This is a genomic window from Pseudacidovorax sp. DMC4, from assembly GCF_056314265.1.
The window spans coordinates 252,262-278,617 of sequence record NZ_JBQUYR010000007.1 but is presented as its reverse complement, the minus strand read 5'-3'; the positions used below and the strand labels follow the sequence as shown (position 1 = coordinate 278,617).

Genomic DNA, 26,356 nt, shown 5'->3' with positions numbered 1-26,356 from the left:
AGGCCACCGGGTGCGCCCCCCTCCAAGCCGAAGGCGACAGAGAGGGGGGAGTCGCGAAGCGACTTGGGGGGTGTCACTACTTCTCCAGAGACTCCTTGGTCACGCCAGGCATCTTGTCCGGATCCAGCCCCTTGGTCTTGAGGTACTGGGCGTACAGCGCCTGCGTCTGGCCCGAGGCATAGAGTTTCTTGAACTGCTCGTCGAGCATGTCGCGGAAGGCCGGGTCCTGCTCCTTGCGCACGCCGGCGCTGGTGGCGATGGCGACCACCGGCTGCGGGATCTGCACGCTGCCCTTCTTGATCTTGGAATACGCGATGGTCAGCACCGAGTGGTAGAAGCCGATGGCATCCACACGGCCGGCATTGAAGGCGGCCACGGTCTCGTCGGTGTTGGTGAAGCGCTCGATCCTGGCGTTGGGCAGGCGCTTGGTGAGATCGCGGTCGGTGGCGGTGCCCAGGGCCACGCCGACACGCACGGTGGGCTTGTCCAGGTCGCTCCAGTTCTTGACCGTCAGGCCGTCCTTGGCCAGCACGCCCTGGGCGTACCAGAGCATGGGCGCGGTAGGGAAGTCGATGGCGCGCTTGCGCTCTTCGGTGGCATCGAGCACGAACATCACATCGAACTGACCCGACTGCAGGCCGGCCACGCTGTTGGCCCAGGTGGTCTCGACCGGCACCATCTTCACGCCGATGTTCTTGGCGATCTGCTCGCCCATCAGCACGCCCACGCCGGTCCACTGGCCGGTGGCGGGGTCGCGGTAGTACCACGGGTCGCCGGGCGCCACGCCGATGCGCAGCTCGCCGGATTTCTTGACCTTCTCCAGCGTCTGGGCCTGGGCCGGCAGGCCGGCCAGCAGACCCAGGCCGACCAGGCCGACCAGCAGGCCGCGGCGGACGGCGGCAAAGCGGGACAGGATGTTCATTCGTCGCTCCTACAAAGTGGACAGGTAGAAAAGAGAAATCAGGCGGCCGGCGCCGTGATGTAGGCCTGGTACAGGTCGGCCAGGCGCTGCGTGAGCGGGCCGTAGCCTTCGGTCGGCAGGCGCCGCCCGTCGATGGCCGCCACGGGCGTCAGGCCGCCCAGCGTGCCGGTGACGAAGGCCTCGTCGGCGGCATAGACCTCCGCCAGCGTGTAGTCGCCTTCGTGCACCGGGATGCCGTTTTCGCGCGCCAGGCGCAGCACCGTGGCGCGCGTGATGCCGTTGAAGCAGTAGCGCCCGGACGAGGTCCACAGCGCGCCGCCGCGCACGATGAAGAAGTTGGTCGAGTTGCAGCTGGAGACGAAGCCGTTCGTGTCCAGCATCAGCGCTTCGTCGGCGCCGACGTGGATGGCCTGGATCAGCGCCTGGATGAAGTTGAGCCGGCTGTGCGAATTGAGCCGCAGGTCGAACACGTCGGGCGTGCTGCAGCGGATGGTGCTGGTGTGCAGCGCCAGGCCGCGCTTCTTGGCCGCGGCGTCCACCACCTTGTGCTCGGCCACGCAGACCACGGTGGCGCTGCCGATGATGAAGCGCGGGTCCTGGTTGGGCGTCTTCTTGAGGCCGCGCGTCACCATGAGGCGCGCATGCGCGCCGTCGTGCATGCCGTTCACCTCGAAGGTGCGCAGGATCACGTCCTTGACCTGCTGCTTGGTCAGGCCGATGTCCATGGCGATGGCATTGGCGCCTTCGAACAGGCGGTCGATGTGGGCGTCGAAGGAGATCACGCGGCCGTTGACCAGCCGCACGCCCTCCCACACGCCATCGCCGCAGACGTAGCCGGCATCGAAGATCGACACCTTGGCCTCGCTGCGGGGCACGAAGTCGCCGTTGAGATAGACGAGCACCTGCTCGTTGCGGTCATCGGCCCGGTAGGCCTGGGAGCTCGTGGCGGAGGCGGGGTTGGAAAGCTGCATGGGAAGAGGGCGCGGAATGAGGAAACGGCCGATTCAGAAGCTGAAGGCCGTGAAGCGTTCGAGGAAGCGCTGCGTGCGCTCCTTGCGCGGGTGCTTGAGCACCTCGTCGGGCGTGCCGGCTTCGTAGATCTGGCCGTCGGCCAGGAAGAGCACCTTGTTGGCGTAGTGATAGGCGAAGCCCAGCTCGTGCGTGACCAGCAGCATGGTGCGGCCTTCCTCGGCCAGGTCGCGGATGACGTTGAGCACCTCGCCCACCAGCTCCGGGTCGAGCGAGGACGTGGGCTCGTCGAAGAGCAGCACGTCGGGCGCCATGGCCAGCGCGCGGGCGATGGCCACGCGCTGCTGCTGGCCGCCAGACAGGTGGCCGGGATAGGCGTCGGCCTTGTGGGCCATGCCCACCTTGTCGAGTTCGCGCAGGGCGATGTCCCGGGCCGCCGCGGCGCCCATGCCGCGCACCGTGATGGGGCCTTCCATCACGTTGCCCAGCACCGTCATGTGCGGGAACAGGTTGAACTGCTGGAACACCATGCCGACCTGCCGTCGCACCTGTGCCAGTTCGGCCTGGGTATAGCGCACGCCATCGCCGCCGCGCGCGTCGGGTTGGCCGATGGGCTGGCCCTTGAGTTCGATCCGTCCGGCGCTGGGCGTTTCCATGAAGTTGAGGCAGCGCAGGAAGGTGCTCTTGCCCGAGCCGCTGGAGCCCAGGATGGCCACGCGGTCGCCGGGCTGCACGTCGAAATCGATGCCCTGCAGCACATGGTGATCGCCGAAGCGCTTGTGGAGGCCGCTGATGCGCAGGATGGGCTGGGTCATGAAAAGCGGAAGGATGGATCGGCGTCTGGCAAGAAGGCCGGCGGGGATTTTGTTGGATTGTCTAACAATCGACAGTCTGGTTTTCCCATGCAGCATCCATGCCAGCCTGACCTTGTGCCCACGCCAAAAGGCCCGCCGCGCTTTCGCGCCGCGGGCCTTCCAAGTCAGAGACTGCGGATTACTTCTGCAGGTTCACCGCGCCCGAGCCCTGGGCATTGCCGCTGCCGCCGACAGCCGCACCCGGCGCCCTCAATGCACCGCCCGCCGAGCCCGCCGCACCGGCCGTGCCGTTGAGCGAGCCGCCCACGGTGTTGGTCAGGCCGCCTGCCGCGCCGCCTGCAGACGTGGCGGCCCCGGTGGCCGTGTTCGCGGCACCGCCCACCCTGTTGGCCACGCCGCCCACGGCGGTGGGTGCATTGCCCACGGCGCCGGTCACGCCGCCCAGCACGCCGCCGACCGCGTTGCCCACGCCACCCGCCGCGTTGCCGGCGCCGCTCGTCTGGGCGCCGGCACTGCCGCCGGTGCGGGCGTTGCCGCCCGCGTGGGCGCCGTTGTGGGTCGTGCCGGCATTGGCACCCGCACTGGTGCCCGTCGACATGCCAACGCCCGCGCGCTGGCCGGCGGCGGAGCCGGATGCATTCACGTCAGCATTGACGCCCACGCCGACCCCCACGCCCTGGGCCTGTGCATGGCCGCCGACGGCCAGCAATCCGCCCAACAGGGCGCAGGCGAGGAGACGGTGCGATCGTTGTTGTTGTCGTTGCTTCATGGTGACTGTTCCTTTCATAGTTGGTCACGTGAAACCGGTCGCCTCTCGACCGGTCCGGCCCGAACCTTCGATGCACAGTCCGGCCGCCCGGCGTGCGGGCGCGACGCAGGTGGCTGTGGGACGGGGCCTGCAGCCACGGCCCCTCTGCGTACCCGCGCGTGCCGGTCCGTGGCGGGCGCACGCAAGGGCCGCCCCTTTCGCGCGTTTTATGGATTTCAGCTAATTAGCCAATCTGGGTAAAATCGCCGAAATGACCTTGTTCCACCGTACAGCCCTGGCCGACCAGATGGCGCGTCAGCTCCTGCGTCCGGGCTTGCTCGACCAGGGCCTGCGCTCCGGACTGTTCCTGTCGGGTCTGCGGCGGACCGGCAAGACCACCTTCCTGCGGCAGGACCTGATCCCGGCCCTGGAGGCGCTGGGCGCCATCGTCATCTATGTGGACCTCTGGACGGATACGCGGGCCAACCCCGCCACGCTCATCCACACGGCGATCCAGCGCGCGCTGGGCGAACTGCAGACGCCTGCCTCGGGCGTGCTCGCGCGCCTGAAGCGGCTCAAAGGGCTGGATGTGGGCGCCGCCGGCTTCAAGTTCGGCTTCCAGCTGAACGAGGTGGGCGCCAAGGGCGGCGTGACGCTGGCCGACGCACTGACAGAGGTGGTCGACAAGGCCCGGACCGACGTGGTGCTGATCGTCGACGAGGTGCAGCAGGCGCTGGCCGGCGAAGACGGCGCGCAGATGCTGCTGGCCATCAAGGCGGCACGCGACGCGATCAACCCGCGGCCCGCCACACCCGGCCACTTCATCTTCATCGGCACGGGCTCGCACCGTGCCCAGGTGGTGGGCATGACGCTGCAGGGCCGGCATGCCTTCGCCGGCGCAACCTCGGTCGACTACCCGACGCTGGACGGCGACTACGTGGCCCATGTGCTGGACGGCATCGCCCTGGAAGGCGCCCGCGTCCAGCCCAGTCTGGCCGTCGCCATCGAGGCCTTCGACACCCTGGGCCGGCGCCCGGAAGAGCTCATCCGCGCCCTGCGCCAGCTGCAGCAGGCCGACCCGGCCGAGGCCGACCGCTTCCTGCCCGTGATCGCCGCCACGCTCAAGACGGCGGCGGCCGACGTGGAACTGCGCAAGGTGGAAGACCTGGGCACCCTCGCCGGCGCCGTGTTCGACCGCGTGGCCCAGGCCGAGGGCGACGCCACCGGCCTGTTCGGCGCGCAGGCCCTGGCCGACTACACCGCGCAACTGGCCCGCGACGTGACGGCCGACCAGGTGCAGCGCGTGGCCGACGAACTGCGCGACGCCAATCTCATCATCCGCAAGGGCCACGGCATCTACGCCGTGACCGATCCCTTCGTGCAGACGGCCTGGCGCGAGCGCAAGGCGCTGGGCGGAGGGGGAGTTCCGGCTCGCTGACCCACGAGGGCCATGTCGGCCTCCTCCTTTCCCACGCCCGAACGGCCGCTGCCGTTGCCCTACGAGAAGCCGATGCTCCAGCGCGCCGCCTCCGCCGCCGATCGAGAAAAAATCTACCGCGACCACACCCGCCAGCGTCTGCAACTCACGGCGATCGAAATGGGCCTGACCGCCGTGGCCGGCTCGGTGGCGGCGCTGCTGGCGCGGCTGCTGATCCCGATGCCGGAATATGTGGGGCTGCGGGTACTGCTGCTGCCGCTGACCGCGCTGTTCGCCTTCCTCATCGCGCGCGCACCCTCGGTCCAGACCTACGGCCTGGCCTGCATGGCGACCATTGCCACGGTGAGCCTCAACAGCTATCTGGGCGCGCTCGGCACCGACCGGCCGCTCATGTACTTCCTTCCCGCGGCGATCATCATCGCCGTCACCACCAGCTTCTTCTGGATCACGTCGGCGCAGTGGGTCGGCGGTTCGCTGGCCTGCTATGCCTTCTTCCTGCCCTTCGTGTTCGACCCCACGGCCAACCGGACCGACACCGTCTTCACGCTGCTCTATGCGGGCATCGCCCTTGCCACAGGCTTTGTCACCCACCGCCGCATCCAGGACTACCAACGCCGCGCCTTCGACCAGGAACGCCGGCTCGCGGAACTCAGCGCCACGGACGCCCTCACGGGCGCCCGCAGCCGGGCAGAGTTCCTGCACCAGGCGGAACAGGCCGCCGGCCTGGCGCGCGAGACAGGGGCCCCGCTTGCCCTGCTGTACCTGGACATCGACCATTTCAAGCGGCTCAACGACAGCCATGGCCACGCGGCTGGGGACGCGGTGCTGCGAGGCTTGGCCGGGGCGCTGAGACAGGCCCTGCCGCAGCATGACGTGCTGGGCAGGCTCGGCGGGGAGGAGTTCTGCGTGCTGCTCCCGGGCCAGGAGCAAGCCCAGGCCGTGGCGGTGGCCGAGCGCCTGCGTCTGCTGCTCGCGCAGGTGCCGCGGCCCGATGAACGCCTGACCGTCTCTGTCGGCATCGCCGTGCTACGGGCAGACGAATCCGTCATGCAGACCCTGCACCGGGCCGATCTGGCGATGCTGAAGGCCAAGCAGTCCGGTCGGGACCGGGTATGCACGGCCGACTGAGGTGAAACACCCCCGTGCCCAGCAGCACGGCCCGCACCTCGTCCGCGAACAGATAACGGCGGCCATCGATCAGCACCGCGTCCGACCCGTCCGGATCGGGCAGGGCGGCCGGCATGCCGTGGCCCCGCAGCGCCTGCGCGCAGCCGGCCCAGTCGCCCTCGCCTGACGGCATGTTGAGCGAGGCCCAGGACAGCGTGCCCCGCACGTCGTCGCCGAAGCCATGCGGCGCGCGCCAGTCGGCGCCGTTCTCCAGCAGCAGGCGCACAAGCGCCGCATCGCCGCGGAACACGGCCTGGTTCAGGGCCGAGCCGTCGATGTCGCCCCCGCGAACTTCCAGCGGCCAGCCACAGGCCACCATGGCACGCACGGCGGCGTCGCATCCATCGGCCGCCAGTTCCGGCAGCAGGCGCCGCTGCGCGTCGTCCAGCCGGGCGAGCACATCGGGCTCGGCACGCTGGAGGGACAGCGCGGACGACGTGTCGCCACGGGCGCATGCGGCCACGAAGGCCTCGACCGTGGCGAGGTCGTCGCCGCCTGGACTCCCCGACGCGGCCAACGCCGGCAGCGCGGCGATCTCCGGGAGGCCGAAGCGCAGCGCGAGGACGCGGGCCGTCACACCGTCGGGCGTGCGCACATCGGTGCGCGCGCCTGCGTCGATCAGCGCCTGGACATGCGCCACCGAACGGCGCCGGCGGATCGCCCACAGCAGCGGCGTGCCCCAGTCCGAGGTCGGCGGACCGGCCGGCGGCTCGTCCGGATCGCCGCCGTGCGCCAGCAGCAGTTGCAGGGCCTGCGGATCGTCGAAGTCGAGCGCGCGGTAGATGGCGTTGGTGCCCGCGATCGTCGCGCCGGCCTCCAGCAGCAGGCGTGCGCAGGCGGGCGTGCCGAGCGCGTGGTAGAGCGACTCGCCATCGTCCGGCTCGGCGCCAGCATCGAGCAGCCGCTTCGTCATGGCCGCGTCGCCCGCCTGGCCCGCCGCGCCGTACAACGCCGACACGCGCAAGGACTCGTCTGGCGCGTCCAGCGAGGCGGGCGTCCACCGGCTGCCGATGGACTGGTTGGGCGAGGCGCCGCCGGCCAGCAGCCCTGCGACGCAGGCCCGCAGGCCCTCCGCGAAACCGGGCACGCGCGCCAGGCCGGAATGGGTGACCGCCACCAGCGGCGGCAGCCGCAACGGGCCGCCGGGCCGGTGGACCCAGGGCGGATCGCGTTGCGTGGCGGCCCGCAGCGCCGCCTCGTCGCCGATGGCGCAAGCCAGCCAGGGATCGGCGCCAGCCAAGAGCGCAGGATGTTCCGCCAGCAGCCGTGCCGCCACCGCGGGCCGGCTGGCGCCGTTGCCGCCGGCCACATCGCCGGCATAGACCAGCCGCAGCCAGTGCAGCAGCGCTGCCTGTGGGTCGTCGAGGAGCGCCCGCCGCGCCTCGACGAAGCCCAGCAGATCCGCCCAGCTGGCAAAGCCGTGCTCGCGTGCGATACAGGAATGCGCATCGTGCAGCCGCAGCGATGCGGCCGCGAGGGCGGCATCGTCCCGGCCGCGCGCGGCGGGCAATGCCGACCGGAAGCGCTGCATCGCCGCGGGCGCGCCGCGCCGGTAGTCGGCCAGCAGGGACTTCGCCTGCTTCTTCAGATGCCCGATGTCGGGCCGGGGAGGGAGGGATTGCATGGACACCTCTGTGCATCGAACGCCGATGGCCCGCAAGACCGGCTGCACCCAAGGTGGTGAGGAGGCGGCACCGCGATGGATGCCGCAAGACAGGCAAGTGGGTTCAACCCTTCCCGCGGACCCGGAGGCGTCTTGCACGCGGGCCGGATCATAAAGGGCGGGCCGGCGGCGGGCCGCCGCCGCCCTGCCCCTCAGACCATCGCGAAGCCGCCCGAGGCGCCGATGGTCTGCCCGGTGATGAACAGCGCCCGGTCCGAGGCCAGGAAGGCCACCAGCCCCGACACGTCGTCCGGCCGCGACAGCCGGCCCACGCCCTTGGAGATGGGGTAGATGCCCAGCATCTTGGCCAGCAGCTCGTTGTTCTGCGGCGTGGCGTCCACATGCAGCGGGCCGTCCTTGATGCCCTCGTGCGAGACGGCGCCCAGCGCGATGGAGTTGACGGTCACCGCATGGCGGCCATGCTCCTTTGCCAGGGCCTTGGCAAAGCCCGCGATGGCCGCCTTGGCGCCGGAGTAGACGGCCATGTTGGCCTCGCCGATGCGGCCGGCCTCGGAAATGATGTTGACGATGCGCCCACCCCTGCGCGCCACCATGCCCGGCAGCACGGCGTGGCAGCAGTGCAACGTGCCGTACACGTTGAGGTTGATGATCTTGGCCCAGTCCTCCACCGGCATGTCGACGAAGGCCGGCGTGCGCCCGCCCTTCTCGCGGCGCTCGGGAATGATGCCGGCGTTGTTCACCAGGATCTCCACCGGCGCATCGAAATGGCTCGCGGCCTGGTCCACCATGGCCCGCACCTGCCCGGCCTGGGTGATATCGGCCGGTGCGGCCAGGGCCTCGCCGCCCTGGGCGCGGATCTCGGCCGCCACCGCTTCGGCGCGCGGTGCGAACAGGTCGTTGACCACCACCCGTGCGCCCTCGCGGGCCAGCTCGATACAGATCTGACGGCCCACGCCCTGGCCGCCCCCGGTGACGAGCGCGACGCGGCGTTCCAGATTGAGTTTCATGGTTCTTCCTCGTGAATGATGGAAATGGAAGGGCGGCGCTTCAGCGGCCCTTGAAGACAGGCGCCCGCTTCTCGACGAAGGCGCGCATGCCTTCCTTGCGGTCCTCGCTGTCGATCAACATGGCGGCGGCATAGCGCTCGTATTCCAGGCCACTGTCCAGGTCGGTCTGCATGCCGCGGTTGACCGCGCGCTTGATGAAGCGGATGGACAGCGGCGGCATCGCGGCCACGGTGCCGGCCAGCTTCATGGCCTCGGTCATCAGCTCGGCGCCAGGGCAGACCTGCGTGACGAGGCCCATCTGCAGTGCCTGGGCGGCGTCGATCTGGGCAGCGGTGAACATCAGGTGCTTGGCGCGCGCCTCGCCGATCAGCCGCGGCAGGCGCTGCGTGCCCCCGGCCGCCGGCAGGGCGCCGATGCGGGCCTCGGGCAGGCCGAACTTCGCATGGTCGGCCGCGATGCGCAGGTCGCAGCACAGCGCGATCTCCAGCCCGCCGCCGAGCGCCACGCCGTTGATGGCGGCGATGACCGGCTTCTCGAATTCCTCGATGTCGCGCAGCAGGTCGTGCGTGGCCTTCTGCGCGACGAAGAAGTCCGTGGCGCTGATCTGGTGGTCGGCACGTTCCTTGATGTCGGCGCCCGCGCAGAAGGCGCGTTCGCCGGCACCGGTCAGCACCACGGCGCGCACGCGCTCGTCGGCCCGGGCCAGCTGCAGGAAGGCCTGCGCCAGGTCGGGCTTCATCGTGCTGCCGATGGTGTTCATGCGCTCGGGGCGGTTGAGGGTGATCACGGCGACATGGCCCTGCACTGCATAGGTGAGGGTGCCGAGTTCGACGTGGTCGGGGGGCGTGGTGGTCGTGGTCATGCGGGTGCCGCTCCTTTTCAGGCGCCGGGTGCGGAAAGAACGTGGGCGATGGCCACCGAGCCCAGCCCGATCATGTGGGCCATGGCCCAGCGCGCATGGCTGTGCTGGCGCTCGCCGGCCTCGCCGCGCAGTTGCCGGGTCAGCTCGGCGATCTGGCCGATGCCGGTCGGCCCCAGCGGATGGCCCATGCCGATCAGGCCGCCCGAGGCATTGATGGCGCAGCGCCCGCCGATGCGCGAGTCGCCGCGCATCAAAAAGCTCGCGCCCTCGCCGGGCGGGCACACGCCGATGGCTTCGCTGTAGAGCAGCTCCTCCACCGAGAAGGCGTCGTGCAGTTCGAGCAGGTCCAGCGTCTCAGCCGAGATGGCCGCCTGCTCCAGCGCCGACTGCGCGCTGCTGCGCACCAGGTCGACGGCAGCCTGGCCGTAGGCAGTCTCGGGCGTCTCGCTGCAGGCGGTGGAGGCCCGCACGCGCACGCAGCGCCTGGGGTCCAGGCCCAGCCGGCGCAGGGCGCGGCCCGACACCACGAGGGCCGCCGCCGCGCCTTCGCCGCGCGGGCAGCACTGCTGCACCGTCAGGTCGCCGGCCACGCGCGGCGAGGCCAGCACCTGCTCCAGCGTGCGCGGCTTGCGGTACTGCGCGTAGGGGTTGCGCGAGGCGTTGCCATGGTTCTTGACCGCCACCTGCGCCATCGAGGCCACGTCGGCATTGCGCTCGCGCAGGTAGGTGCGCGCCATCATGGCGAACTTGACCGCCGGGACGTTGGCGGTCTCGCTCAGGTGCGCCAGGCCGTCCTTGTCGGCCGCGCGGCGACCGTCGCCATGTTTGTCCAGGCCCACGGCCAGCACCACGTCGCTGACGCCGCGCGCCACTTCGAGGCAGGCCTGCCGGAAGGCGAAGGAGCCCGAGGCCGAGGCGTTCTCGACCTGGGTGACGGCCAGGCCGGTCGAGCCCAGGTGGCGCAGCATCACCCGCCCCGCCGCCATGCCGATGGAGGTGGTGCCGATGTAGGCGCTGTTCACCTGCGGCCAGGCCAGGCCCGCGTCGGCCAGGGCCTGGCGCACCGCGGTCAGGCCCAGGTGGGTGTAGGGCGTCTCGGTGGGGAACTGGTACGCATGCATGCCGATGCCGGCCACGTACACGCCGTCGTTGTCGTCGATCCACGCGCTCATCGCTGGGCCTCCGTCGCCGGCACGAAGCGGCAGTCGAACACCTCGCCCTCCGGCAAGGGATGAGCCACCGCGCGCAGCGGCATGCCCACGCGCAACTGCGACTCGTCGGTGGTGGCCATCACCCCTTCCTCGATGGGGCCGTCCTCGCCCAGGCGGATGTCGGCGGCGATGCGCGGCACTTGCATGCCGGGCAGCAGGGGCACATGCAGGGTCACGAACTCCAGCAGCGTGCCGTTGCCGGGGCGCGTGATGCGCGCGGCGTCTTTCATCGGGTCGCCGCACTGGCTGCAGCCTGGCGCGTCGGCCGGAAAGGCCAGGTGGCCGCAGGCCGGGCACTGGGCGAAGACGAAGTCCAGCGATTCGCCGTCGGCGGCCAGCTGGTAGAGCGTGGGATGGCGGGGCTGGTAGCCCCGCAGGTCGAGGGTCATGAGAGTCCTAGGGATGAAAGAGCAAATGGGAGGCAAGGCCGGTCAGTCGACCTTGGCGCCGGAGTTCTGCACCACCTCGCGCCAGCGGGTCATCTCCGACTTGACGAAGGCATCGAGCTTCTCGCCGCGCATGCCGCGCATGGGCAGGCTGCCGTTCTTCTCGCTGATGGCCACGAACTCGGGGTCGACGATGGCGGCGGCCACGGCATCGGACAGACGCTGCACGACCGGGGCCGGCGTCTTGGCGGGCACGAAGACCGCGCCCCAGGCGGTGGAGTCCGCGCCCGAGATGCCCAGTTCGCCCAGCGTGGGCAGCTGGGGCACGTTCGCCAGTCGGGTCTTGCTGGTCACCGCCAGGGCCTTGAGCTTTCCGGCCTGAACGAAAGGCATCACCACCGCCGCGTAGTCGAAGGCCAGGTCCAGGTTGCCGGCGATCAGGTCGGTCAGGGCCGGGCTGCTGCCCTTGTAGGGCACATGGGTCAGCTTGGTCCCTGTCGCAGCCTGGAACAGCTCGGCCGTGAGGTGCGTGCCGGTGCCGGCCCCGGCGGAGCCGAAGTTCAGCTTGCCCGGGTTCTGTTTCGCATAGGCGACCAGCTCGGGCACGGTCTTGAAGCTGCGGCTCGGGTTGATGACCAGGACCAGCGGCGACTCCGAGATGCCGTGCACCGCCACGAAGTCCTTGACCGGGTCGTAGCGGATGTTCTTGTAGAGCGCCAGATTGGCGCCATGGGTGCCCTGGGTGCCATACAGGAAGGTGTAGCCATCGGCCGGCTGCCGCGCCGCGTACTCGGCGCCGATGGAGCCGCCCGCACCCGGCCGGTTGTCCACCACCACCTGCTGGCCCAGCTTGTCGCCCACCTTCTGCGCCAGCACGCGGGCCGTGTTGTCGGTGATGCCGCCGGGCGGGAAGGGCACGACGAAGGTCAGCGGCTTGGTGGGCCAGGCGTCGTCGGGTGCGGCGCTGGCGGGGCCGTGGGCGACGAGCGCCGCGAGGGTCAGCGCGAGGGCGTGGAAAGCGCGTTTCATGGATGTCTCCGGTTGCTCTTAATATTCGGTATGCCGTAGACTACTTCAACATCTCGTAGAAAAGCAAATCGAAATCGATGAATTCGCAGCGAGCGATCCGAAGGACGGTCCGATTCCAACGCCGGCATGGCCTGTACCATCGTGCTTTCCTACGAAATATCGGAGAGACGATGCCCACCCTTGTCCCCGCCGCTGCCCGCACCATGACCCTGCTGGAGGTCTTCGCCCGCGAGAAGCGGGAGCTGTCCAACTCCGACCTGGCCCGGCTCATGGACCTGCCCGAAAGCAGCTGCTCCGACCTGCTGCACACCCTGCATGAGCTGGGCTATCTGCTGCGCACGGCGCGCAGCCGGCGCTTCTATCCCACGGCCCGCCTGCTGGCCGTGGCCAAGGAGATCTCGGCCAGCGACCCGCTCTATGCCGTGGGCGCCGAGGCCTGCGAACTGCTGCGCGACCGCACCGGCGAGACCGGCCTGTGCGGCCGGCTGGAGAACGGCATCGTCAAGGTGATCGCGCTCAGCGAAGGCCGCCATCCGCTGCGCTACATGCAGCACGTGGGCGACAAGCTGGCACTGCATGTGTCGGCGCTGGGCAAGGCCATCCTGTCCATCGGCACGCCCGAGGAGGCGGCGCGCCAGCTGCGGCTCAAGCCGCTGCGCAGCCTGGCCTCGGGCACGCTGACCGACCTGGCCGCCCTGGAGGCTCAGGTGGCCAAGGCCCGGGAGCAGGGCTACATCTGGGTCGAGAACGAAGGCAGCGAAGGCCTCACCGCCGTGGCCGTCGCCGGCCAGATCGGCGGCGAGGCCATCGCCCTGTCGGTGGCCGGCCTCACCGACCGCATGCGCGCACAGCGCACCCTGTGCATCGAGGCCCTGCAGGAAGTGCAGGCCCTCGTCTTCCGCAAACACGCGGCCGTGGCCGAAGCCGCGGCGTCCGCCGAATCCCCAGCGCCCGCACCTTCCAAACGAACCAAGGCCCGGGCTTAGCGCCACCCCGGCACGGCCCCCAGGCCGGCCATCCATCCGACCACCCAGGAGACAAAACCATGTTCACCCTTTCTTCCGAGCAGACGATGCTGCGCGACAGCATCCGCCGCTTCATGAAGGCCGAGATCGCGCCCATCGTGTCGCGCCACGACCAGGACCGCACCTTTCCCTTCGAGGTGCTCGGCAAGCTGGCCGAGTTCGGCTACCTGGGCGGGCGCCTGCCGGAGGAAGAAGGCGGCATGGGCATGGACCAGCTCACCTGGGCCCTGCTGATGGAAGAGGCGGGCTATGCCTGGCTGTCGCTGCGCACCATCCTCAACATCACCAACGCCGCCATCAACAAGCTGGCCCAGGAAGCCACGCCCGAGCAGAAGGAGCGCTTCCTGCGGCCGCTGCTGACCAATGAGCGCCGCTGCTTCAGCGCCATCAGCGAGCCGGGCACCGGCTCCAACATCGCGCAGGTGCAGACCCGTGCCGACCTGCAGGGCGACCACTACGTGCTCAACGGCCGCAAGCTGTGGATCACCAACGGCGCCTTCGGCGACTTCGGCATCGTGGTGGCCCGCACCTTCAGCCCGGACTGCAACGGCCAGCTGTCGACCTTCCTGGTCGAGCGCGATGTGTCGCCCTTCGAGGTGCGGCGCGTGGACACCATGGTGCTGCGCAGCACCGGCACCGCCGAGCTGAACTTCGACAACGTGCGCATCCCGCGCGAGAACCTGCTGGGCGAGGAAGGCAAGGCCCTCAAGAAGATGCTGATCGGCCTGGACAGCGCCCGCGTCAACATCGCCATGGGCGCCGTGGGCGCGGCGCAGTCGGCGCTGGACCTGTCCATCGCGCATGCGCGCACGCGCACCCAGTTCGGCAAGCCCATCGGCAGCTTCCAGCTGGTGCAGAAGCTGATCGTGGACATGACGATCCGCGTCGAGGCCGCCCGCGCGCTGGGCCTGCGCGCCGCCGCCGCGCTGGATTCCGAAGGCGAGGCCCGCACGGCCGCCTCCATCGCCAAGCTCTATGCCACCGAGGCCGCGCACGAGGTGGCGAGCATGGCGCTGCAGGTGCACGGCGGCCTGGGCTATGCCACCGACTACCCCATCGAGCGCATCTTCCGCGACACGCGCGGCGGCACCATCCCCGAAGGCACGACCGAGGTGCAGACGCTGATCGTCGGCCGCGAGATCCTGGGCATCTCGGCCATCGCCTGAGCCGCAGGAGCACGCATGACGACCTCCACCCACCGCGCCGACCTGGCGCGCCTGATCGACCCTGCCTGCATCGCCCTGGTCGGTGCCTCCGACCGGCCCCATAGCATCGGCGGCCGCACGCTGACCAACCTGATGGACCACTCGACCATCCGCGGCGAGCTGTACCTGGTCAATCCCACCAAGACCGAGCTGCGCGGCCGACGCTGCTGGCCCAGCGTCGCCGCGCTGCCGCAGACGCCCGATGTGGCCATCATCGCGGTGCCCGCGGCCGGCGTGCTGGCCGTCGCCGAGGAATGCGCGGCCCGCGGCGTGCCCTTCCTGGTCATCCTGACCTCCGGCTTCGGCGAGGCCGGCGCCGAAGGCGAGCGCGCCCAGCAGCGCCTGAAGGAGATCGCCGACGCCGCCGGCATGCGCATCTACGGGCCCAACTGCCCGGGCCTGTGCAACATCAACGCCCGGCTGGGCATGACCTTCTCGCCCTCCTTCCCGCACGACCTGGTGCCCGGCCCCATCGGCCTGGCCACGCAGGGCGGCGGCCTGGGCCGCAACGTCATGCAGGCCATGGAGCGCGGGGTGGGCATCGGCCTGTGGGCCTCCACCGGCAACGAAGTCGACCTGCAGGTGGCCGACTTCATCCACTACATGGCGACGGCGCCGGACATCAAGGTCATCGTCACGCTGCTGGAGGGCATCAAGGACGGCCCCCGGCTGCTGGCCGCCCTGCAGTGCGCCGCCGACAACGGCAAGCCCGTCATCGCGCTGAAGGTGGGCAAGTCCGAATACGGCCAGCGCGCCGCCCAGTCGCACACGGCGTCGCTCACCGGCTCGGCCGAGGTGAACAGCGCGGTCTTCCGCCAGTACGGCGTGATCGAGGTGGACGACATCGACGAGCTGGTCGACACCGCCTGGCTGTTCGCCCGCGCGATGCCGCCGGCGCAGGAGGCCATCGGCATCTACTGCTCCTCCGGCGGCACGGCCGCGCTCACGGCCGATGCCGTGGGCACCGCCGGCCTGAAGCTGGCCGAGTTCGCGCCGCACACCCGCGAGCTGCTGCGCAGCCGCCTGCCCGACTACGCCGCCATCGACAACCCGGTGGACACCACGGCCGCCATCCTGAGCGATGCCGACCTGATCGAGCAGACGCTGGGCGCCGTCACCACCGACCCCAACCTGGGCTGCGTGCTCGCGCCCATCGCGCTCGAATACGGCGCGACGACGGTGAGCCTGGCCCACACCATCCGCGCCGCGCAGCAGCAAAGCCCCACGCCCATCATCCCGATCTGGATGAGCGACCGCCTGGGCGAGGGCTACAAGCTGCTGGTCGAAGGCGGCTTCGCGCCGCCGCGCTCGGTGGGCAAGGCCCTCAAGGCCGTGCAGCGCTGGACGGAGTGGGGCCGCTGGCAGCGCGCCGGCGGGCTGGGCGAGCCCCGCAGGCCGCTGCCAGCGCCCTTCGCGGTGCCGGCCACGGGCACGGTGCGCAATCTCTCGGAGCTGGAGGCCAAGCAGCTGCTGGCGCAGTCCGGCATCGCGCTGCTGCCCGCGGCCGTGGCGGCGACGCGCGAAGAAGCGCGCCGCATCGCCGACGGCATGGGCTATCCGGTGGTCGCCAAGATCGCCAGCCCGGACGTGGTGCACAAGTCCGACATCGGCGGCGTGAAGGTGGGCATCGGCGACGGTGCCCAGGTCGAGCTGGCCTGGGACGACATCATGGCCTCGGTGCGCCACCACAAGCCCCAGGCGGCCATCGATGGCCTGCTGATCGAGAAGATGGCTCCGCGCGGCGGCTTCGAGCTGATGGTGGGCGTCACGCGCGACCCGGTCTTCGGCCATGTCATGACCTTCGGCCTGGGCGGCATCTATGTGGAGCTGCTGCGCGACGTCACGCGCCGCCTGCTGCCGCTGCGGCCCGCCGATGCCAGCGCCATGGTGCGCGAAATGCGCTGCTACCCGCTGCTGCAGGGCGCGCGCGGCAAGCCGCCCGCCGACGTGGCCGCGTTGGAGCGGCTGCTGCTCGCAGTGTCGGACTTCGTCACGGCCCATTCGGCCCGCCTGGAGGAGATGGACCTGAACCCGGTATGGGTGGGCAGCGAGGGCGAGGGCGCGCTGCCGCTGGATGCCGTCATCGTGATGCTGGAGAGCGAATGAAGAGCGAACCCGCTCCGCCGCTCGCCGGCATCACCGTGCTCGACTTCAGCGAGCTGCTGCCCGGCCCCTTCTTCACGCAGATGCTGGCGGAGATGGGCGCCGAGGTGATCAAGGTCGAGCGTCCGCCGCATGGCGACAACGCCCGGCGCCTCGGGCCCGGCGGCTTCGAGGCCGTCAACCGCGGCAAGAAGAGCGTGCTGCTGGACCTGAAGGACGAGGCCGGCCGCGCCCGGGCCCATGCCCTGCTGGCGGGCGCCGACGTGCTGGTCGAGTCCTACCGGCCGGGCGTGATGACCCGCCTGGGCCTGGACCACGCCAGCCTGCAGGCCGCGCATCCGCGCCTGGTCTATGTGTCGCTGAGCGGCTACGGGCAGGACGGGCCCTGGGCCCAGCTGCCCGGCCACGACATCAACTACCTGGCGGCCGCGGGCGTGATGGCGCTGTCGGGCGAGCCGGGCGGGCCACCGGCGCCGGGCTTCGGGCTGCCGGCCGCGGACCTGTGCGGTGCGATGTATGCGCTTTCAGCCACGCTGGCGGCCCTGCTGCAACGCCAGCACAGCGGCCTGGGCCAGCACCTGGACGTGGCCCTCGCCGATTGCGCCCTGCACTGGATGACGCCGCGGCTGGGCAGCTTCCGCGATGGCGGCACGACCCAGCTGGAGGAGCAGCGCAGCGTGGCGCTGGTCAAGCCGGCCTACGGCATCTTCCGCTGCCGCGATGGCCGGCACCTGTCGGTCGCCGCCCTGGAAGACCACTTCTGGGCGCGGCTGTGCATGGTGGTGGACATGGGCCCCTTCGACGATGCCCGGTACGGCGGCTTCGCGGCCCGCAAGGCCGAGGCCGAAGACATCAATGCGCGGCTGGCCGCGCAGGTCGCGGCGCTCGATGCCGATGCGGCTTTCGAGCGCATGGCACGGGCCGACCTGCCGGTCGCGCCGGTGGTGGCACCGACGGAGCTGGCCGCCACCGCGCAGTTCGCCGAGCGTGGCCGCTTCCTCGGCAGCGAGCCGCTGGCAGCGGTGCCCTTTCCCGTGAACCTGCGCGGGGTCGACCCGCGGGCGCTCGCTGGCGCCCCGCGCCTGGACAGCGCCGGCACTGCACCGTGACGCCCGCCCTGCTGCAGACCCGGCTGACGCAGCTGTTCGGCATCCGCCATCCGGTGCTGGGCGGCGGGCTCATGTGGCTGTCCGATGCCGCGTACGTGAGTGCGCTGGCCCGGGCCGGCTGCATGGGCTTCCTGACGCCGCGCTCCTTTCCGGGCGAGGCCGAATGGCGCGCCCAACTGCAGCGCTGCAGCGAGCTGGCCGAGGGCCACGCCTTCGGCGTCAACCTCACGCTTTCGGCCCGGCCCGAGGCCAACGCCGACGTCCCGCGCTGGCTCGACATGGCGCTCGCTCATGGCGTGCGCCATTTCGAGACGGCGGGCTACGGCCCGCAGACGCTGATCGAGACCATCCATGCCGCGGGCGGCGTGGTGATCCACAAGGCCTCCAGCCTGCGCCATGGCCTGGCCGCGCAGGCCGCTGGTGCCGACGCGATTGCGCTGGTGGGCATGGAGGAGGGCGGCCATCCCGGCATGAACGAGTTGCCGACCATGCTGATGGGCGCACTGGCGCGCGGGCGCATCAGCGTGCCGCTGGTGCTGGGCGGCGGCATCGGCCACGGTCGCCAACTGGCTGCCGCACTGGCCCTGGGCGCGGACGGCGTGCTCATGGGCAGCCGCTTCCTGGTCTGCGAGGAGATCTCGGCCCATCCGGCCTACAAGGCGCACCTGGTGGGTTGCGACGAGCACAGCACCGTTCGGCTGCTGCAATCGCTGGGCAACACCTGGCGCGTGCTGCGCAACGAGACGGCGCGCCGGATTGAAGCCATCGAACGCGCCGGCGTCACCGACCACGCGGCCTTCGGCCCGCTGATCGCCGGACGCCTCGCGCGCGACGCCTGCTACGAAGGCGGCGACTGGCAGCAGGGCATGCTGTCCCTGGGCCCCGCCATCGCCTTCGCCCACCGCATCCAACCCCTGGACGCCATCGTCGACGAGTTCCTGGCCCAGTGCCGGGACGCGATGCGCGCCCTTCCAGCACTTCTGCCATGAACTCCTCCCTGGACTTCCTCGGCCGCCTGGCCGTGCCCGTGATCGCCGCACCCATGCTGCGCGTGTCGGGCATCGAGCTGGTGTCCGCTGCCTGCCGCAGCGGCGTGATCGGCGCCTTTCCCACCGCCAACTGCCGCTCGCTCGACGAGCTGGACGCCTGGATGTCGCGCCTGGACGAGGAGGCACGCGCCGGCGGCGACACGGTGGCACCGTACTGCCCCAACCTGATCATGCGGCGCGACCCGGCCAAGGTGCGGGCCGAGGTGGACCTCATCGCCCGCCATGGCGCGCGGCTGGTCATTACCAGCGTGGGCTCGCCCTCGTCGGTGGTGCCGGTTCTGCACGACGGCGGCTGCCGCGTCTTCGCCGATGTCGCTTCGCTGCACCATGCGGAGCGCGCCATCCAGTCGGGCGTGGACGGCCTGGTGCTTCTGACCGCGGGTGCCGGCGGCCACACGGGCTGGGCGAATCCCTTCGCCTTCGTGCGCGCCGTGCGCCGCGTGTTCGACGGCCCGATCGTGCTGGCCGGCGGCATGGCCGACGGCGTGGCCCTGCGCGCCGCCATCACGCTGGGCTGCAACCTCGGGATCATGGGCACGCGCTTCATCGCCGCGCAGGAGAGCCTGGCCAGCGAGGGCTACCGCCAGATGCTGTGCGACGCCGACATCGACGACGTGCTGCTGACGCGCGCCTTCACCGGGCTGCCGGCGAGCTTTCTGCGCCAGTCGGCCGAGCGGCTGGGCATCGACGTGAACACACTGGACGAAAGCGTGTCGGTGGAAGAGGCGCGCCGACGCTGGGGCGGGGGATCGGAAGGCGCGGCCAGCCAGCGCTGGACCGACATCTGGAGCGGCGGCCACACGGTGTCGGCCGTGCGCGAGGTGCAGAGCGTGGCAGCGCTCGTGGGGCAGCTGCAGGTGGAATACCAAGGCGCGGCACCTTGAGCCCCCGGCCGCGGCCGGCCGCGAGTCAGCGGCGTCGTGGGCCTGCCGCGTCCTCGGCGCCGAGCGGCACGACGGAAGCACGCTCCTCGTAGCGCAGCTCCACCCGCTCGCGCCGCGCCGGCAGGCCCGGCTCGGCAATGCGGTCCACGAGCAGCCTGGCGAGCCGCCGCGCCGCATCCGCCATGTCGATGGTCAGCACCGATACCGCAGGCTCATGGTCGCGGGCGAAGGCCGTGTCGCCGATGCCGACGATGGAGACGTCCTGCGGCATGTGCAGGCCGCGCGAGGCCACCGCGCGCAGGGCGCTGTTGAGCATGTGCGTGCCCTGCACGATCAGCGCCGTCGGCCGGCCGGGCCGGGCCAACAGTTCCGCGATCTCCTCGAAGGCGGAGGCCGTCACGCTCTGCGCCTGCACGATCAGCGCGGGCACCGGCAGGCCCGCACCGGCATAGGCCGCCTTGTAGCCCTGGATACGCCGGCGCACGGGCCGCGTCTCGCCCTGCCACAGCACCAGCGCGATGGCGCGGTGGCCCAGCGCCATGAGCCGCTCCACCGCCGCCCGCACGCCGGCCGCATGGTCGATCACCACGCTGTCGTGCACGCCTGGCAGTTCGCGGTCGAAGACCACAGCCGGCATGGGCAGCGTCCGTAGCGCCTCGACGAGTTCGGGGCTGCGCTCGTTGCCGGGCGCCAGGATCACGCCGTCCATGCCGCGCTGCATGAACATCGACAGCGTGCGCAGCTCACGCTCCAGGTCGTTGGCGCCGTTGGCCAGCAGCGGCAGATAGCCCAGTGCCAGGAACTCGTCCTCGAGCGCGCGAAAGACCTGTGCATAGAGCGGATTGCCGATGTCCGGCAGCAGGCAGCCCACCGTGCGGCTGAGCCGCGAGCGCAGGGCCTGCGCGGCATGGTTGGGCCGCCAGCCCAGGGTGGCGGCGGCCCGCTCGACCTTCTCGCGCGTTGCCGCAGAAGCGCCCGCACCGTTCATCGCGCGCGAGGCGCTGCCCAGCGACACACCCGCCAGCCGCGCCACGTCGCGCAGGTCCACGCGTGCCTTGTCCGTCTTCATCCGGATACGTTTCCAGTCCACAGCATGGCTGCATCTTAGGTGACAGCAGTCGAGGGTTAGCGCTAGGCCGGAAACGTTTCCACCTCGGCACGATGCAGCCTTCCCGAAGCGTTGCAGACAACACAAGGAGCCATCCCCCATGTCCTCATCCGCCCCCGCCATCCAACCCGATGCCCAGCTCTACGACGAGGCGCTGGGCCGGTTGCGTCCATCGTCCGGCCGATTGGCGGGGCGCCGCATCCTCGTGGTGGGCGCGGGCCAGCGCGACATCGACGATCCGCAGCCGCCCGTGGGCAACGGCCGCGCCATCTCGCAGCTGTTCGCCCATGAGGGCGCCACGCTCACCTGCGTGGACATCAACCCCGCCGCGCTGGCGCAGACCTGCGCCCTGGTGCGCGAGGCCGGCGGCACCGCGCATGAAGAGGTGGCCGACGTGGCCGATGCCCAGGCCATTCCCGGTGTGGTCGAGCGCGCCGCCGCCCGCATGCAGGGCCTGGACGGGCTGGTGATGGTGGTGGGCGTGGCCAGTGGCCTCGCGCTCGACGCGCAGTCGGCCGAGGCATGGGACGCGGAGCATGCGGTCAACGTGCGCGCCTGCATGCTGTTCGGCCAGCAGGCGCTGCGGCACATGGCGCCGGGCGGCTCGATCATTCTTCTGTCGTCCATCGCGGCGCTGCGCAACTCCAGCTTCAACCCGGCCTACGAGACCACCAAGGCGGCGCAGGTCTCGCTGGCGCGTTCCATCGCGATGGCAGGGCAGGCCAAGGGCGTGCGCTGCAACAGCCTGCTGCCGGGCCTCATGGACACGCCCATCGGCCGCGCGGCCACGCGCCGCCGCACCGACCGCCTGGCCATGCCGCTGCCCTTCGGCCGGCAGGGCACGGGCTGGGAAGTGGCGCATGCCGCGCTCTTCCTCATGTCGCACGAATCGTCGTACGTCAATGCGCATGCGCTGGTGGTCGACGGCGGCCTGATCGGCGGCATCTCGCGCAAGTAGGAGCGGCCATGCAGCCTTCATCGCTCCGGCGCCGGGAGTTCGTCCTGGGCGCGGCACTGGCCGGCATCGGCGCCCGCACGGCCCTGGCCGCGGGCGAGGCTATGGCCTATCCCGAGCGGCCGATCCGGCTCATCGTCGGCTTTCCGGCCGGCGGCTCGGCGGACCAGTCGGCGCGCCGGCTCGCCGACCAGATGTCACGCCAGCTCGGCAAGCCGATCGTGATCGACAACCGCCCCGGCGCCTCCGGCAACATCGCCGCCGCCGCGGCGGCCCGCAGTGCGGCCGATGGCTACACGCTGTTCTATGGCACCAACGCCACCCAGGCGATGAACGTCAGCCTGTACCCCCGGCTGGACTACGACCCCATCAAGGACTTCGTGCCCATCGCGCTGGAAGGCAAGGTCTACAACGTGATGTGCACCCACCCGGCCTTCCGCCCGGCGGATGTGGCGTCCCTGCTGTCGCAGGTGCGGGCATCGCCGGGCAGCCTGGCCGTGGCCACGCCGGGCAATGCCACCAGCGGCCACCTGTCTCTGGTGCTGCTGCAGCGCTCGGCCCGCGTGCAGTTCACCCATGTGCCCTACAAGGGCAGCGCGCCAGCGGTCACCGACGTGATCGGCGGGCAGGTGCCGATCCTGTTCGACAACGTGGCCGGCACCATCACCCACATCCGCGCGGGCAAGCTGCGCCCGCTGGCGGTGACGGCCGCCAAGCGCCTGCCGCTGCTGCCCGACGTGCCGACCTTCGAGGAACTGGGCCTGCGCGACTGCGTCATGGCGGCCTGGGGTGGCCTGTGGGCGCCTGCGGGCACGCCGGCGCCCATCGTGCAGCGGCTCAATGCCGAGATGAACCAGGCCCTGGCCACCGCCGCCGTGGTCGACCGCATGCGCGAGCTCACCGTCGAGCCCGTGGGTGGCAGTTCCGAAGCCGCCGCCGCCTTCGTCATCGAAGAAACCCAACGCTGGCGCGAGGTGCTCCACGCCGCCGGCATCCGACTGGACTGAACGAACCATGGCACGCATTCCCTATTTCGACCTGAGCCAGGCGCCCGAGGGCTTCCAGCGCCTGCTGAACGACCGGCCGCCGCTCAACATCTACCGCATGGTGGCTCACGGCGGGCGCACGGGCGAGGGCTTCCTGGGGCTGGGCAGCGCGATCCTGCGCCACTCATCGCTGCCGGCCACGCTGCGCGAGCTGGTGATCCTGCGCGTGGGCGCGCTGTGCGGTTCGTCATACGAGGTGTTCCAGCACCGCCGCGTGGCCGCGCAGGCGGGCGTGCCGGCGGCGCAGATCGAGGCCGTTCTGTCGGGGAAGGGCGGCCACGCGCCCGACGATTCCTTCGACCCCTTGGAGCAGCAGGTGCTGCGCTTCACCGATGCCGTGGTGCGCCAGGTGAAGGCGCCCGCCGACTGCTTCGACGCGCTGGCGGCCCACCTGCCACACCAGCAGCTGATGGAGATCGTCATGACCATCGGCTACTACATGATGGTGTGCCGCATCCTCGAGAACTTCGAGGTGGACATCGAGGACAAGGACCCGCTGGCCGGCTTTGCGGGCTGGTCGGGCGTGCTCGGCGCGCAAGCCGCACAAGGAGACCGGCCATGAACCTGAACCGCCGCCATTTCTCGCTCGCGATCGGCGCGCTGGGCGTCGCGCCGCTGGCTCGCGCCCAGGCCTACCCGCAGGGGCCCATCACGCTGATCGTGCCCTTCAGCGCGGGCAGCGTGGTGGACCAGCAGGCCCGCACGATCGCCCGCGTGCTCGCCAGCCGGCTCGGCCAGCCCATCGTGATCGACAACCGCGTCGGCGTGAGCGGCTCGCTCGGCGCCGAGGTCGCATCGCGCGCCGCGCCCGATGGCTACACCCTGCTGATCGGCACGCAGGGCACCCAGGGCACCAACAGCGCCATCTACAAGACCATCCGCTACGACCCGGTGAAGGACTTCGTCGCGATCCACGGGCTGTCCGGCAATGCGTCGGTGCTGGTGGTCAACCCCACGCTGAACATCAAGTCGGTGGCCGACCTGGTGGCCTACGGAAGGGCGAACCCCGGCAAGCTCAACTTCGGCTCGGGCGGCAAGGGCACCTCGGGCCACCTCTGCCTGGAGCTGCTGCAGACGCGCACCGGCGCGCGCTTCACGCATATCCCGTACAAGTCCAGCTCGACCGCGCTGGTGGACCTGATGGCGGGCAACCTGGATGCCATGTTCGACTTCGTCCAGACCTCGGGCCCGCAGATCCGCAGCGGCAAGCTGCGGCCGCTGGCCGTGACCCGGACGCAGCGCATGCCGAGCCTGCCCGAGGTGCCGACGATGGCCGAGGCCGGCTTTCCGGGCATCGAGTCACAGAGCTGGGGCGGCCTGTTCGCACCCGCCAGGACACCCCAGGCCATCGTGCAGCGCCTGTCCGACGCGGTGGACGAGACGCTGAAGACGCCCGAGGTCCGGGGCGCCCTGGAGTCGGTGGAGAGCTTCACCGTCGACATGCCGCATGCGCAGTTCCAGGCCTATGTCGCCACCGAGGCCGCCAAGTGGACCACGGTGCTGCGCGAGGCCGGGGTGACGCCCGAATGAGCACCCGCAAGGTCGCCGCCATCACCGGCGCGGGCAGCGGCATCGGCCGCGCGCTGGCGCTCGCCTGCGCACGCGAGGGCATGGCCCTGGCGCTGACCGACATCGAGCCCGGCGCGCTCGCCGAGACCGCGGCCCTGGCCGTCGCGCTCGGCGCACCGGTCATCAGCCAGGCGGGCGATGTCGGCAAGGCCCAGGACGTCGAGGCCTTCGCCCTGGCCTGCGAGGCCGAGTACGGCGGCACGGACTGGCTCTTCAACAACGCCGGCGTGGCCATCCTCGGTCCGGCCTGGCTGGCGACCGCGGACGACTGGCAATGGCTGTGGCACGTCAACGTGATGGGCGTGGCGCATGGTGTGCGCAGCTTCGTGCCCCGCATGCTGGCCCGCGGCACGCCCGCGCATGTGGTCAACACCGCGTCTGCCGCCGGGCTCGCCACGCTGGCGGGGTCGAGCGTCTACGCGGCCACCAAGCATGCGGTGGTGGCGTTCAGCGAATGCCTCGCGCACGACCTGCAACAGGCCGGTGCCGCCATCGGCGTGTCGGTGTTGTGTCCCTCGCTGCTGCCCACGGGCATCCACCAGTCGGGCCGCAACCGACCCGCCGGCCTCGATCGCACCGTGCCCCCGGCTGCGGCCTACGAGGAGCGGGTGCGGGTCGGCATGGCCGCCTCGCCCATCGGCGCCGCGGAGGTGGCGGCGCTCACGCTCGAGGCCATCCGCCAGCAGCGCTTCTATGTGATTCCCCATGCCCACACCGGTGCTTCCGTCGAGCGCCGCATGCACCGCATCCTCGACGACTTCCGTGCCCAGCATCCGCCCACGGCGGAGGGCGGGCCGACCGCTCAACCCTGAAGGAACCCTTGATGACGACCGCCCCCGACACCGAACTGGCGCGCCTGGCTGCGCAGGTCGCGCAGCTGCAGGCCCGGCTCGACCGGCAGGACGACCTGGACGCCATCCGCGCCCTGCGCAACCGCTACCACGAACTGGTCAACGAGGACGAGGGCCCGCGCCTGTACGAACTCTTCGCGCCCGACGCCACGGTGGTCTACAACGGCCGACCCGAGGTGCGGGGCCGCGAGGCCATCCGCCGCTTCTTCCAGGACTTTCCGGTGCAGCATGCGCGGCAGTTCATCCACCAACACGAGATCGAGCTGCAGGGCGACCGCGGCACCGGCCGCAGCTACATGGACGGCCGCCCCGTCAGCCAGGGCAAGAGCCTGTACGTGGTCGGCCGCTTCGACGACGAATACATCCGCCTCGACGGGCGCTGGCTCTTCCAGCGCGTGGTGCTGACCGTGCACTACATGATCGAGGCCGCCGAGCACTGGGAACACCTGCTGCCCGTGCAGAAGAAGAAGGAGGCTGCGCAATGAGCGTGCCCGCGCTCTTCGACCTCGCCGGCCGCACGGTGGTCGTGACCGGCGCGGCGAGCGGCCTGGGCCTGGCCATCGCGGAGGCCATGCTGCAGGCCGGCGCACGCACGGTGATGACCGACGTGGACGCCGACGCGCTCGCCACCGAGCATGCGCGCCTTCACGCCACGCATCCCCTGGCCGAGTCCGCCGTGCTCGATGTCACCGCGCCCGGCGCGGTCGATGCGCTGATCGACGATGTCGCCGCGCGGCACGGCGCGCTGGACTGCGTGTTCGCGAATGCAGGCATCAGCGCAGGCCGCGGCTTCATGGTCGACACCGGCCGGCTGGAGAACCTGGACATGGCCCACTGGGACCGCGTGCTGCGCATCAACCTCGACAGCGTGCTGGTGACGGTGCGTGCTGCCGCCCGGCACATGAAGCCGCGCGCCCAGGGACGCATCGTGGTCACCTCGTCCATCGCCGGGCTGCGCTCGGAGGCGCTGTCGGGCTATGCCTATGTGGCGTCCAAGGCGGCGGTGAACAACCTGGTGCGGCAGGCGGCGATGGAGCTTGCGCCCTTCAACGTGCTGGTCAACGCCATCGCGCCGGGCCCCTTTGCGACCGGCATCAATGGCGGCCGGCTGCGCCTGCCCGAATCGGTCGAGCGCATGCGCACCTACATCCCGCTGGGCCGCGTGGCCGACCCGCGCGAGATCCAGGGCCTGGCCCTGCTGCTGGCCTCGCCGGCCTCCAGCTACATGACGGGCGCCATCATTCCGGTGGACGGCGGCGCCTCGGCGCGTTAGG

Annotated in this window: 26 protein-coding genes; 15 read left to right on the top strand and 11 right to left on the bottom strand. The window is 70.8% G+C overall.

Annotation, left to right across the window (positions count from 1 at the left end; genetic code table 11):
* Positions 1–76 precede the first annotated feature (76 nt).
* From ACT54X_RS15305 to ACT54X_RS15290, 4 genes are all read right to left on the bottom strand, one after another.
* Positions 77–922 (bottom strand): transporter substrate-binding domain-containing protein, encoded by an 846-nt coding sequence (locus ACT54X_RS15305; RefSeq protein ID WP_354319265.1) that lies wholly within the window; start codon positions 920–922, stop codon positions 77–79.
* Between the two features lie 38 nt (positions 923–960).
* Entirely contained in the window at positions 961–1,893 is a 933-nt protein-coding gene (locus ACT54X_RS15300; RefSeq protein WP_354319264.1) for an aminotransferase class IV, read from the bottom strand.
* A gap of 33 nt (positions 1,894–1,926) precedes the next feature.
* Positions 1,927–2,706 (bottom strand): amino acid ABC transporter ATP-binding protein, encoded by a 780-nt coding sequence (locus ACT54X_RS15295; RefSeq protein WP_476347376.1) that lies wholly within the window; start codon positions 2,704–2,706, stop codon positions 1,927–1,929.
* 178 nt (positions 2,707–2,884) lie between these two features.
* Entirely contained in the window at positions 2,885–3,475 is a 591-nt protein-coding gene (locus tag ACT54X_RS15290) for an adhesin (protein WP_476347375.1), read from the bottom strand.
* Between the two features lie 250 nt (positions 3,476–3,725).
* Here ACT54X_RS15290 and ACT54X_RS15285 point away from each other — a divergent pair, with 250 nt between their 5' ends.
* Together ACT54X_RS15285 and ACT54X_RS15280 are read left to right on the top strand one after the other, a co-directional pair.
* Entirely contained in the window at positions 3,726–4,892 is a 1,167-nt protein-coding gene (locus tag ACT54X_RS15285) for an AAA family ATPase (protein ID WP_476347374.1), read from the top strand.
* Between the two features lie 12 nt (positions 4,893–4,904).
* Positions 4,905–6,020: a GGDEF domain-containing protein gene (locus tag ACT54X_RS15280; RefSeq protein ID WP_476347373.1), complete on the top strand. Its 1,116-nt coding sequence runs from the start codon at positions 4,905–4,907 to the stop codon at positions 6,018–6,020.
* Here ACT54X_RS15280 and ACT54X_RS15275 read toward each other — a convergent pair.
* From ACT54X_RS15275 to ACT54X_RS15250, 6 genes are all read right to left on the bottom strand, one after another.
* On the bottom strand, positions 5,938–7,683 hold the full coding sequence (locus tag ACT54X_RS15275; protein ID WP_476347371.1) for an ankyrin repeat domain-containing protein: 1,746 nt from the start codon (positions 7,681–7,683) through the stop codon (positions 5,938–5,940). The genes ACT54X_RS15280 and ACT54X_RS15275 overlap by 83 nt on opposite strands.
* A gap of 191 nt (positions 7,684–7,874) precedes the next feature.
* Complete coding sequence (locus ACT54X_RS15270; protein WP_476347369.1) at positions 7,875–8,690, bottom strand: SDR family NAD(P)-dependent oxidoreductase; 816 nt, start codon at positions 8,688–8,690, stop codon at positions 7,875–7,877.
* Between the two features lie 40 nt (positions 8,691–8,730).
* A complete protein-coding gene (locus ACT54X_RS15265) occupies positions 8,731–9,552 on the bottom strand; it encodes an enoyl-CoA hydratase/isomerase family protein (RefSeq protein WP_354319257.1) in 822 nt (273 codons plus the stop codon).
* 17 nt (positions 9,553–9,569) lie between these two features.
* Entirely contained in the window at positions 9,570–10,724 is a 1,155-nt protein-coding gene (locus ACT54X_RS15260) for a thiolase family protein (RefSeq protein ID WP_476347366.1), read from the bottom strand.
* Positions 10,721–11,152: a Zn-ribbon domain-containing OB-fold protein gene (locus ACT54X_RS15255; RefSeq protein WP_354319255.1), complete on the bottom strand. Its 432-nt coding sequence runs from the start codon at positions 11,150–11,152 to the stop codon at positions 10,721–10,723. Before ACT54X_RS15255 ends, ACT54X_RS15260 begins: the two co-directional genes overlap by 4 nt.
* Before the next feature lie 42 nt (positions 11,153–11,194).
* Complete coding sequence (locus tag ACT54X_RS15250; protein WP_294372189.1) at positions 11,195–12,178, bottom strand: Bug family tripartite tricarboxylate transporter substrate binding protein; 984 nt, start codon at positions 12,176–12,178, stop codon at positions 11,195–11,197.
* Between the two features lie 170 nt (positions 12,179–12,348).
* Between ACT54X_RS15250 and ACT54X_RS15245 the strand changes: the two genes are divergently transcribed.
* The 6 genes from ACT54X_RS15245 to ACT54X_RS15220 are packed head-to-tail and all read left to right on the top strand — an operon-like array spanning position 12,349 to position 19,553.
* Positions 12,349–13,164 (top strand): IclR family transcriptional regulator, encoded by an 816-nt coding sequence (locus tag ACT54X_RS15245; protein WP_354319253.1) that lies wholly within the window; start codon positions 12,349–12,351, stop codon positions 13,162–13,164.
* 59 nt (positions 13,165–13,223) lie between these two features.
* Positions 13,224–14,369, top strand: a complete 1,146-nt coding sequence (locus ACT54X_RS15240) for an acyl-CoA dehydrogenase family protein (RefSeq protein WP_294372193.1) — start codon at positions 13,224–13,226, stop codon at positions 14,367–14,369.
* Between the two features lie 15 nt (positions 14,370–14,384).
* Positions 14,385–16,514: an acetate--CoA ligase family protein gene (locus ACT54X_RS15235; protein WP_476347363.1), complete on the top strand. Its 2,130-nt coding sequence runs from the start codon at positions 14,385–14,387 to the stop codon at positions 16,512–16,514.
* Positions 16,511–17,620, top strand: a complete 1,110-nt coding sequence (locus tag ACT54X_RS15230; protein WP_294372196.1) for a CaiB/BaiF CoA transferase family protein — start codon at positions 16,511–16,513, stop codon at positions 17,618–17,620. The genes ACT54X_RS15235 and ACT54X_RS15230 overlap by 4 nt, the downstream gene beginning before the upstream one ends.
* A complete protein-coding gene (locus tag ACT54X_RS15225) occupies positions 17,617–18,609 on the top strand; it encodes an NAD(P)H-dependent flavin oxidoreductase (RefSeq protein ID WP_294372197.1) in 993 nt (330 codons plus the stop codon). The genes ACT54X_RS15230 and ACT54X_RS15225 overlap by 4 nt, the downstream gene beginning before the upstream one ends.
* On the top strand, positions 18,606–19,553 hold the full coding sequence (locus ACT54X_RS15220) for an NAD(P)H-dependent flavin oxidoreductase (protein ID WP_476347361.1): 948 nt from the start codon (positions 18,606–18,608) through the stop codon (positions 19,551–19,553). Before ACT54X_RS15225 ends, ACT54X_RS15220 begins: the two co-directional genes overlap by 4 nt.
* Positions 19,554–19,578: 25 nt before the next feature.
* On the opposite strand, the gene ACT54X_RS15215 is transcribed toward ACT54X_RS15220, so the two are convergent.
* The gene (locus ACT54X_RS15215) at positions 19,579–20,622 is read right to left on the bottom strand and encodes a substrate-binding domain-containing protein (protein ID WP_476347359.1); all 1,044 of its coding nucleotides are present in this window, start codon (positions 20,620–20,622) and stop codon (positions 19,579–19,581) included.
* Positions 20,623–20,761: 139 nt separating this feature from the next.
* Between ACT54X_RS15215 and ACT54X_RS15210 the strand changes: the two genes are divergently transcribed.
* Genes ACT54X_RS15210 through ACT54X_RS15180 form a run of 7 tightly spaced genes read left to right on the top strand, consistent with a single transcriptional unit; the run spans position 20,762 to position 26,355 of the window.
* Positions 20,762–21,619, top strand: a complete 858-nt coding sequence (locus ACT54X_RS15210; RefSeq protein WP_294372202.1) for an SDR family NAD(P)-dependent oxidoreductase — start codon at positions 20,762–20,764, stop codon at positions 21,617–21,619.
* Between the two features lie 8 nt (positions 21,620–21,627).
* Positions 21,628–22,623 (top strand): Bug family tripartite tricarboxylate transporter substrate binding protein, encoded by a 996-nt coding sequence (locus ACT54X_RS15205; protein ID WP_476347356.1) that lies wholly within the window; start codon positions 21,628–21,630, stop codon positions 22,621–22,623.
* Between the two features lie 7 nt (positions 22,624–22,630).
* Positions 22,631–23,224: a carboxymuconolactone decarboxylase family protein gene (locus tag ACT54X_RS15200; RefSeq protein ID WP_294372208.1), complete on the top strand. Its 594-nt coding sequence runs from the start codon at positions 22,631–22,633 to the stop codon at positions 23,222–23,224.
* On the top strand, positions 23,221–24,192 hold the full coding sequence (locus tag ACT54X_RS15195) for a Bug family tripartite tricarboxylate transporter substrate binding protein (RefSeq protein ID WP_476347354.1): 972 nt from the start codon (positions 23,221–23,223) through the stop codon (positions 24,190–24,192). Before ACT54X_RS15200 ends, ACT54X_RS15195 begins: the two co-directional genes overlap by 4 nt.
* Positions 24,189–25,043, top strand: coding sequence for an SDR family NAD(P)-dependent oxidoreductase (locus ACT54X_RS15190; RefSeq protein ID WP_476347352.1), 855 nt, complete (start codon positions 24,189–24,191; stop codon positions 25,041–25,043). The genes ACT54X_RS15195 and ACT54X_RS15190 overlap by 4 nt, the downstream gene beginning before the upstream one ends.
* Positions 25,044–25,054: 11 nt before the next feature.
* Positions 25,055–25,567 carry a nuclear transport factor 2 family protein gene (locus tag ACT54X_RS15185; RefSeq protein WP_476347350.1) on the top strand — a complete coding sequence of 171 codons (513 nt, stop codon included), beginning with the start codon at positions 25,055–25,057 and terminating at the stop codon, positions 25,565–25,567.
* Positions 25,564–26,355: an SDR family NAD(P)-dependent oxidoreductase gene (locus tag ACT54X_RS15180; protein ID WP_476347348.1), complete on the top strand. Its 792-nt coding sequence runs from the start codon at positions 25,564–25,566 to the stop codon at positions 26,353–26,355. Before ACT54X_RS15185 ends, ACT54X_RS15180 begins: the two co-directional genes overlap by 4 nt.
* Position 26,356 lies beyond the last annotated feature (1 nt).

Excerpts from the sequence above, each read along its gene's own strand:
- ACT54X_RS15305 (WP_354319265.1), bottom strand. The coding sequence starts at position 922 with ATGAACATCCTGTCCCGCTTTGCCGCCGTCCGCCGCGGCCTGCTGGTC.
- ACT54X_RS15300 (WP_354319264.1), bottom strand. The coding sequence starts at position 1,893 with ATGCAGCTTTCCAACCCCGCCTCCGCCACGAGCTCCCAGGCCTACCGG.
- ACT54X_RS15295 (WP_476347376.1), bottom strand. The coding sequence starts at position 2,706 with ATGACCCAGCCCATCCTGCGCATCAGCGGCCTCCACAAGCGCTTCGGC.
- ACT54X_RS15290 (WP_476347375.1), bottom strand. The coding sequence starts at position 3,475 with ATGAAGCAACGACAACAACAACGATCGCACCGTCTCCTCGCCTGCGCC.
- ACT54X_RS15285 (WP_476347374.1), top strand. The coding sequence starts at position 3,726 with ATGACCTTGTTCCACCGTACAGCCCTGGCCGACCAGATGGCGCGTCAG.
- ACT54X_RS15280 (WP_476347373.1), top strand. The coding sequence starts at position 4,905 with ATGTCGGCCTCCTCCTTTCCCACGCCCGAACGGCCGCTGCCGTTGCCC.
- ACT54X_RS15275 (WP_476347371.1), bottom strand. The coding sequence starts at position 7,683 with ATGCAATCCCTCCCTCCCCGGCCCGACATCGGGCATCTGAAGAAGCAG.
- ACT54X_RS15270 (WP_476347369.1), bottom strand. The coding sequence starts at position 8,690 with ATGAAACTCAATCTGGAACGCCGCGTCGCGCTCGTCACCGGGGGCGGC.
- ACT54X_RS15265 (WP_354319257.1), bottom strand. The coding sequence starts at position 9,552 with ATGACCACGACCACCACGCCCCCCGACCACGTCGAACTCGGCACCCTC.
- ACT54X_RS15260 (WP_476347366.1), bottom strand. The coding sequence starts at position 10,724 with ATGAGCGCGTGGATCGACGACAACGACGGCGTGTACGTGGCCGGCATC.
- ACT54X_RS15255 (WP_354319255.1), bottom strand. The coding sequence starts at position 11,152 with ATGACCCTCGACCTGCGGGGCTACCAGCCCCGCCATCCCACGCTCTAC.
- ACT54X_RS15250 (WP_294372189.1), bottom strand. The coding sequence starts at position 12,178 with ATGAAACGCGCTTTCCACGCCCTCGCGCTGACCCTCGCGGCGCTCGTC.
- ACT54X_RS15245 (WP_354319253.1), top strand. The coding sequence starts at position 12,349 with ATGCCCACCCTTGTCCCCGCCGCTGCCCGCACCATGACCCTGCTGGAG.
- ACT54X_RS15240 (WP_294372193.1), top strand. The coding sequence starts at position 13,224 with ATGTTCACCCTTTCTTCCGAGCAGACGATGCTGCGCGACAGCATCCGC.
- ACT54X_RS15235 (WP_476347363.1), top strand. The coding sequence starts at position 14,385 with ATGACGACCTCCACCCACCGCGCCGACCTGGCGCGCCTGATCGACCCT.
- ACT54X_RS15230 (WP_294372196.1), top strand. The coding sequence starts at position 16,511 with ATGAAGAGCGAACCCGCTCCGCCGCTCGCCGGCATCACCGTGCTCGAC.
- ACT54X_RS15220 (WP_476347361.1), top strand. The coding sequence starts at position 18,606 with ATGAACTCCTCCCTGGACTTCCTCGGCCGCCTGGCCGTGCCCGTGATC.
- ACT54X_RS15215 (WP_476347359.1), bottom strand. The coding sequence starts at position 20,622 with ATGAAGACGGACAAGGCACGCGTGGACCTGCGCGACGTGGCGCGGCTG.
- ACT54X_RS15210 (WP_294372202.1), top strand. The coding sequence starts at position 20,762 with ATGTCCTCATCCGCCCCCGCCATCCAACCCGATGCCCAGCTCTACGAC.
- ACT54X_RS15205 (WP_476347356.1), top strand. The coding sequence starts at position 21,628 with ATGCAGCCTTCATCGCTCCGGCGCCGGGAGTTCGTCCTGGGCGCGGCA.
- ACT54X_RS15200 (WP_294372208.1), top strand. The coding sequence starts at position 22,631 with ATGGCACGCATTCCCTATTTCGACCTGAGCCAGGCGCCCGAGGGCTTC.
- ACT54X_RS15195 (WP_476347354.1), top strand. The coding sequence starts at position 23,221 with ATGAACCTGAACCGCCGCCATTTCTCGCTCGCGATCGGCGCGCTGGGC.
- ACT54X_RS15190 (WP_476347352.1), top strand. The coding sequence starts at position 24,189 with ATGAGCACCCGCAAGGTCGCCGCCATCACCGGCGCGGGCAGCGGCATC.
- ACT54X_RS15185 (WP_476347350.1), top strand. The coding sequence starts at position 25,055 with ATGACGACCGCCCCCGACACCGAACTGGCGCGCCTGGCTGCGCAGGTC.
- ACT54X_RS15180 (WP_476347348.1), top strand. The coding sequence starts at position 25,564 with ATGAGCGTGCCCGCGCTCTTCGACCTCGCCGGCCGCACGGTGGTCGTG.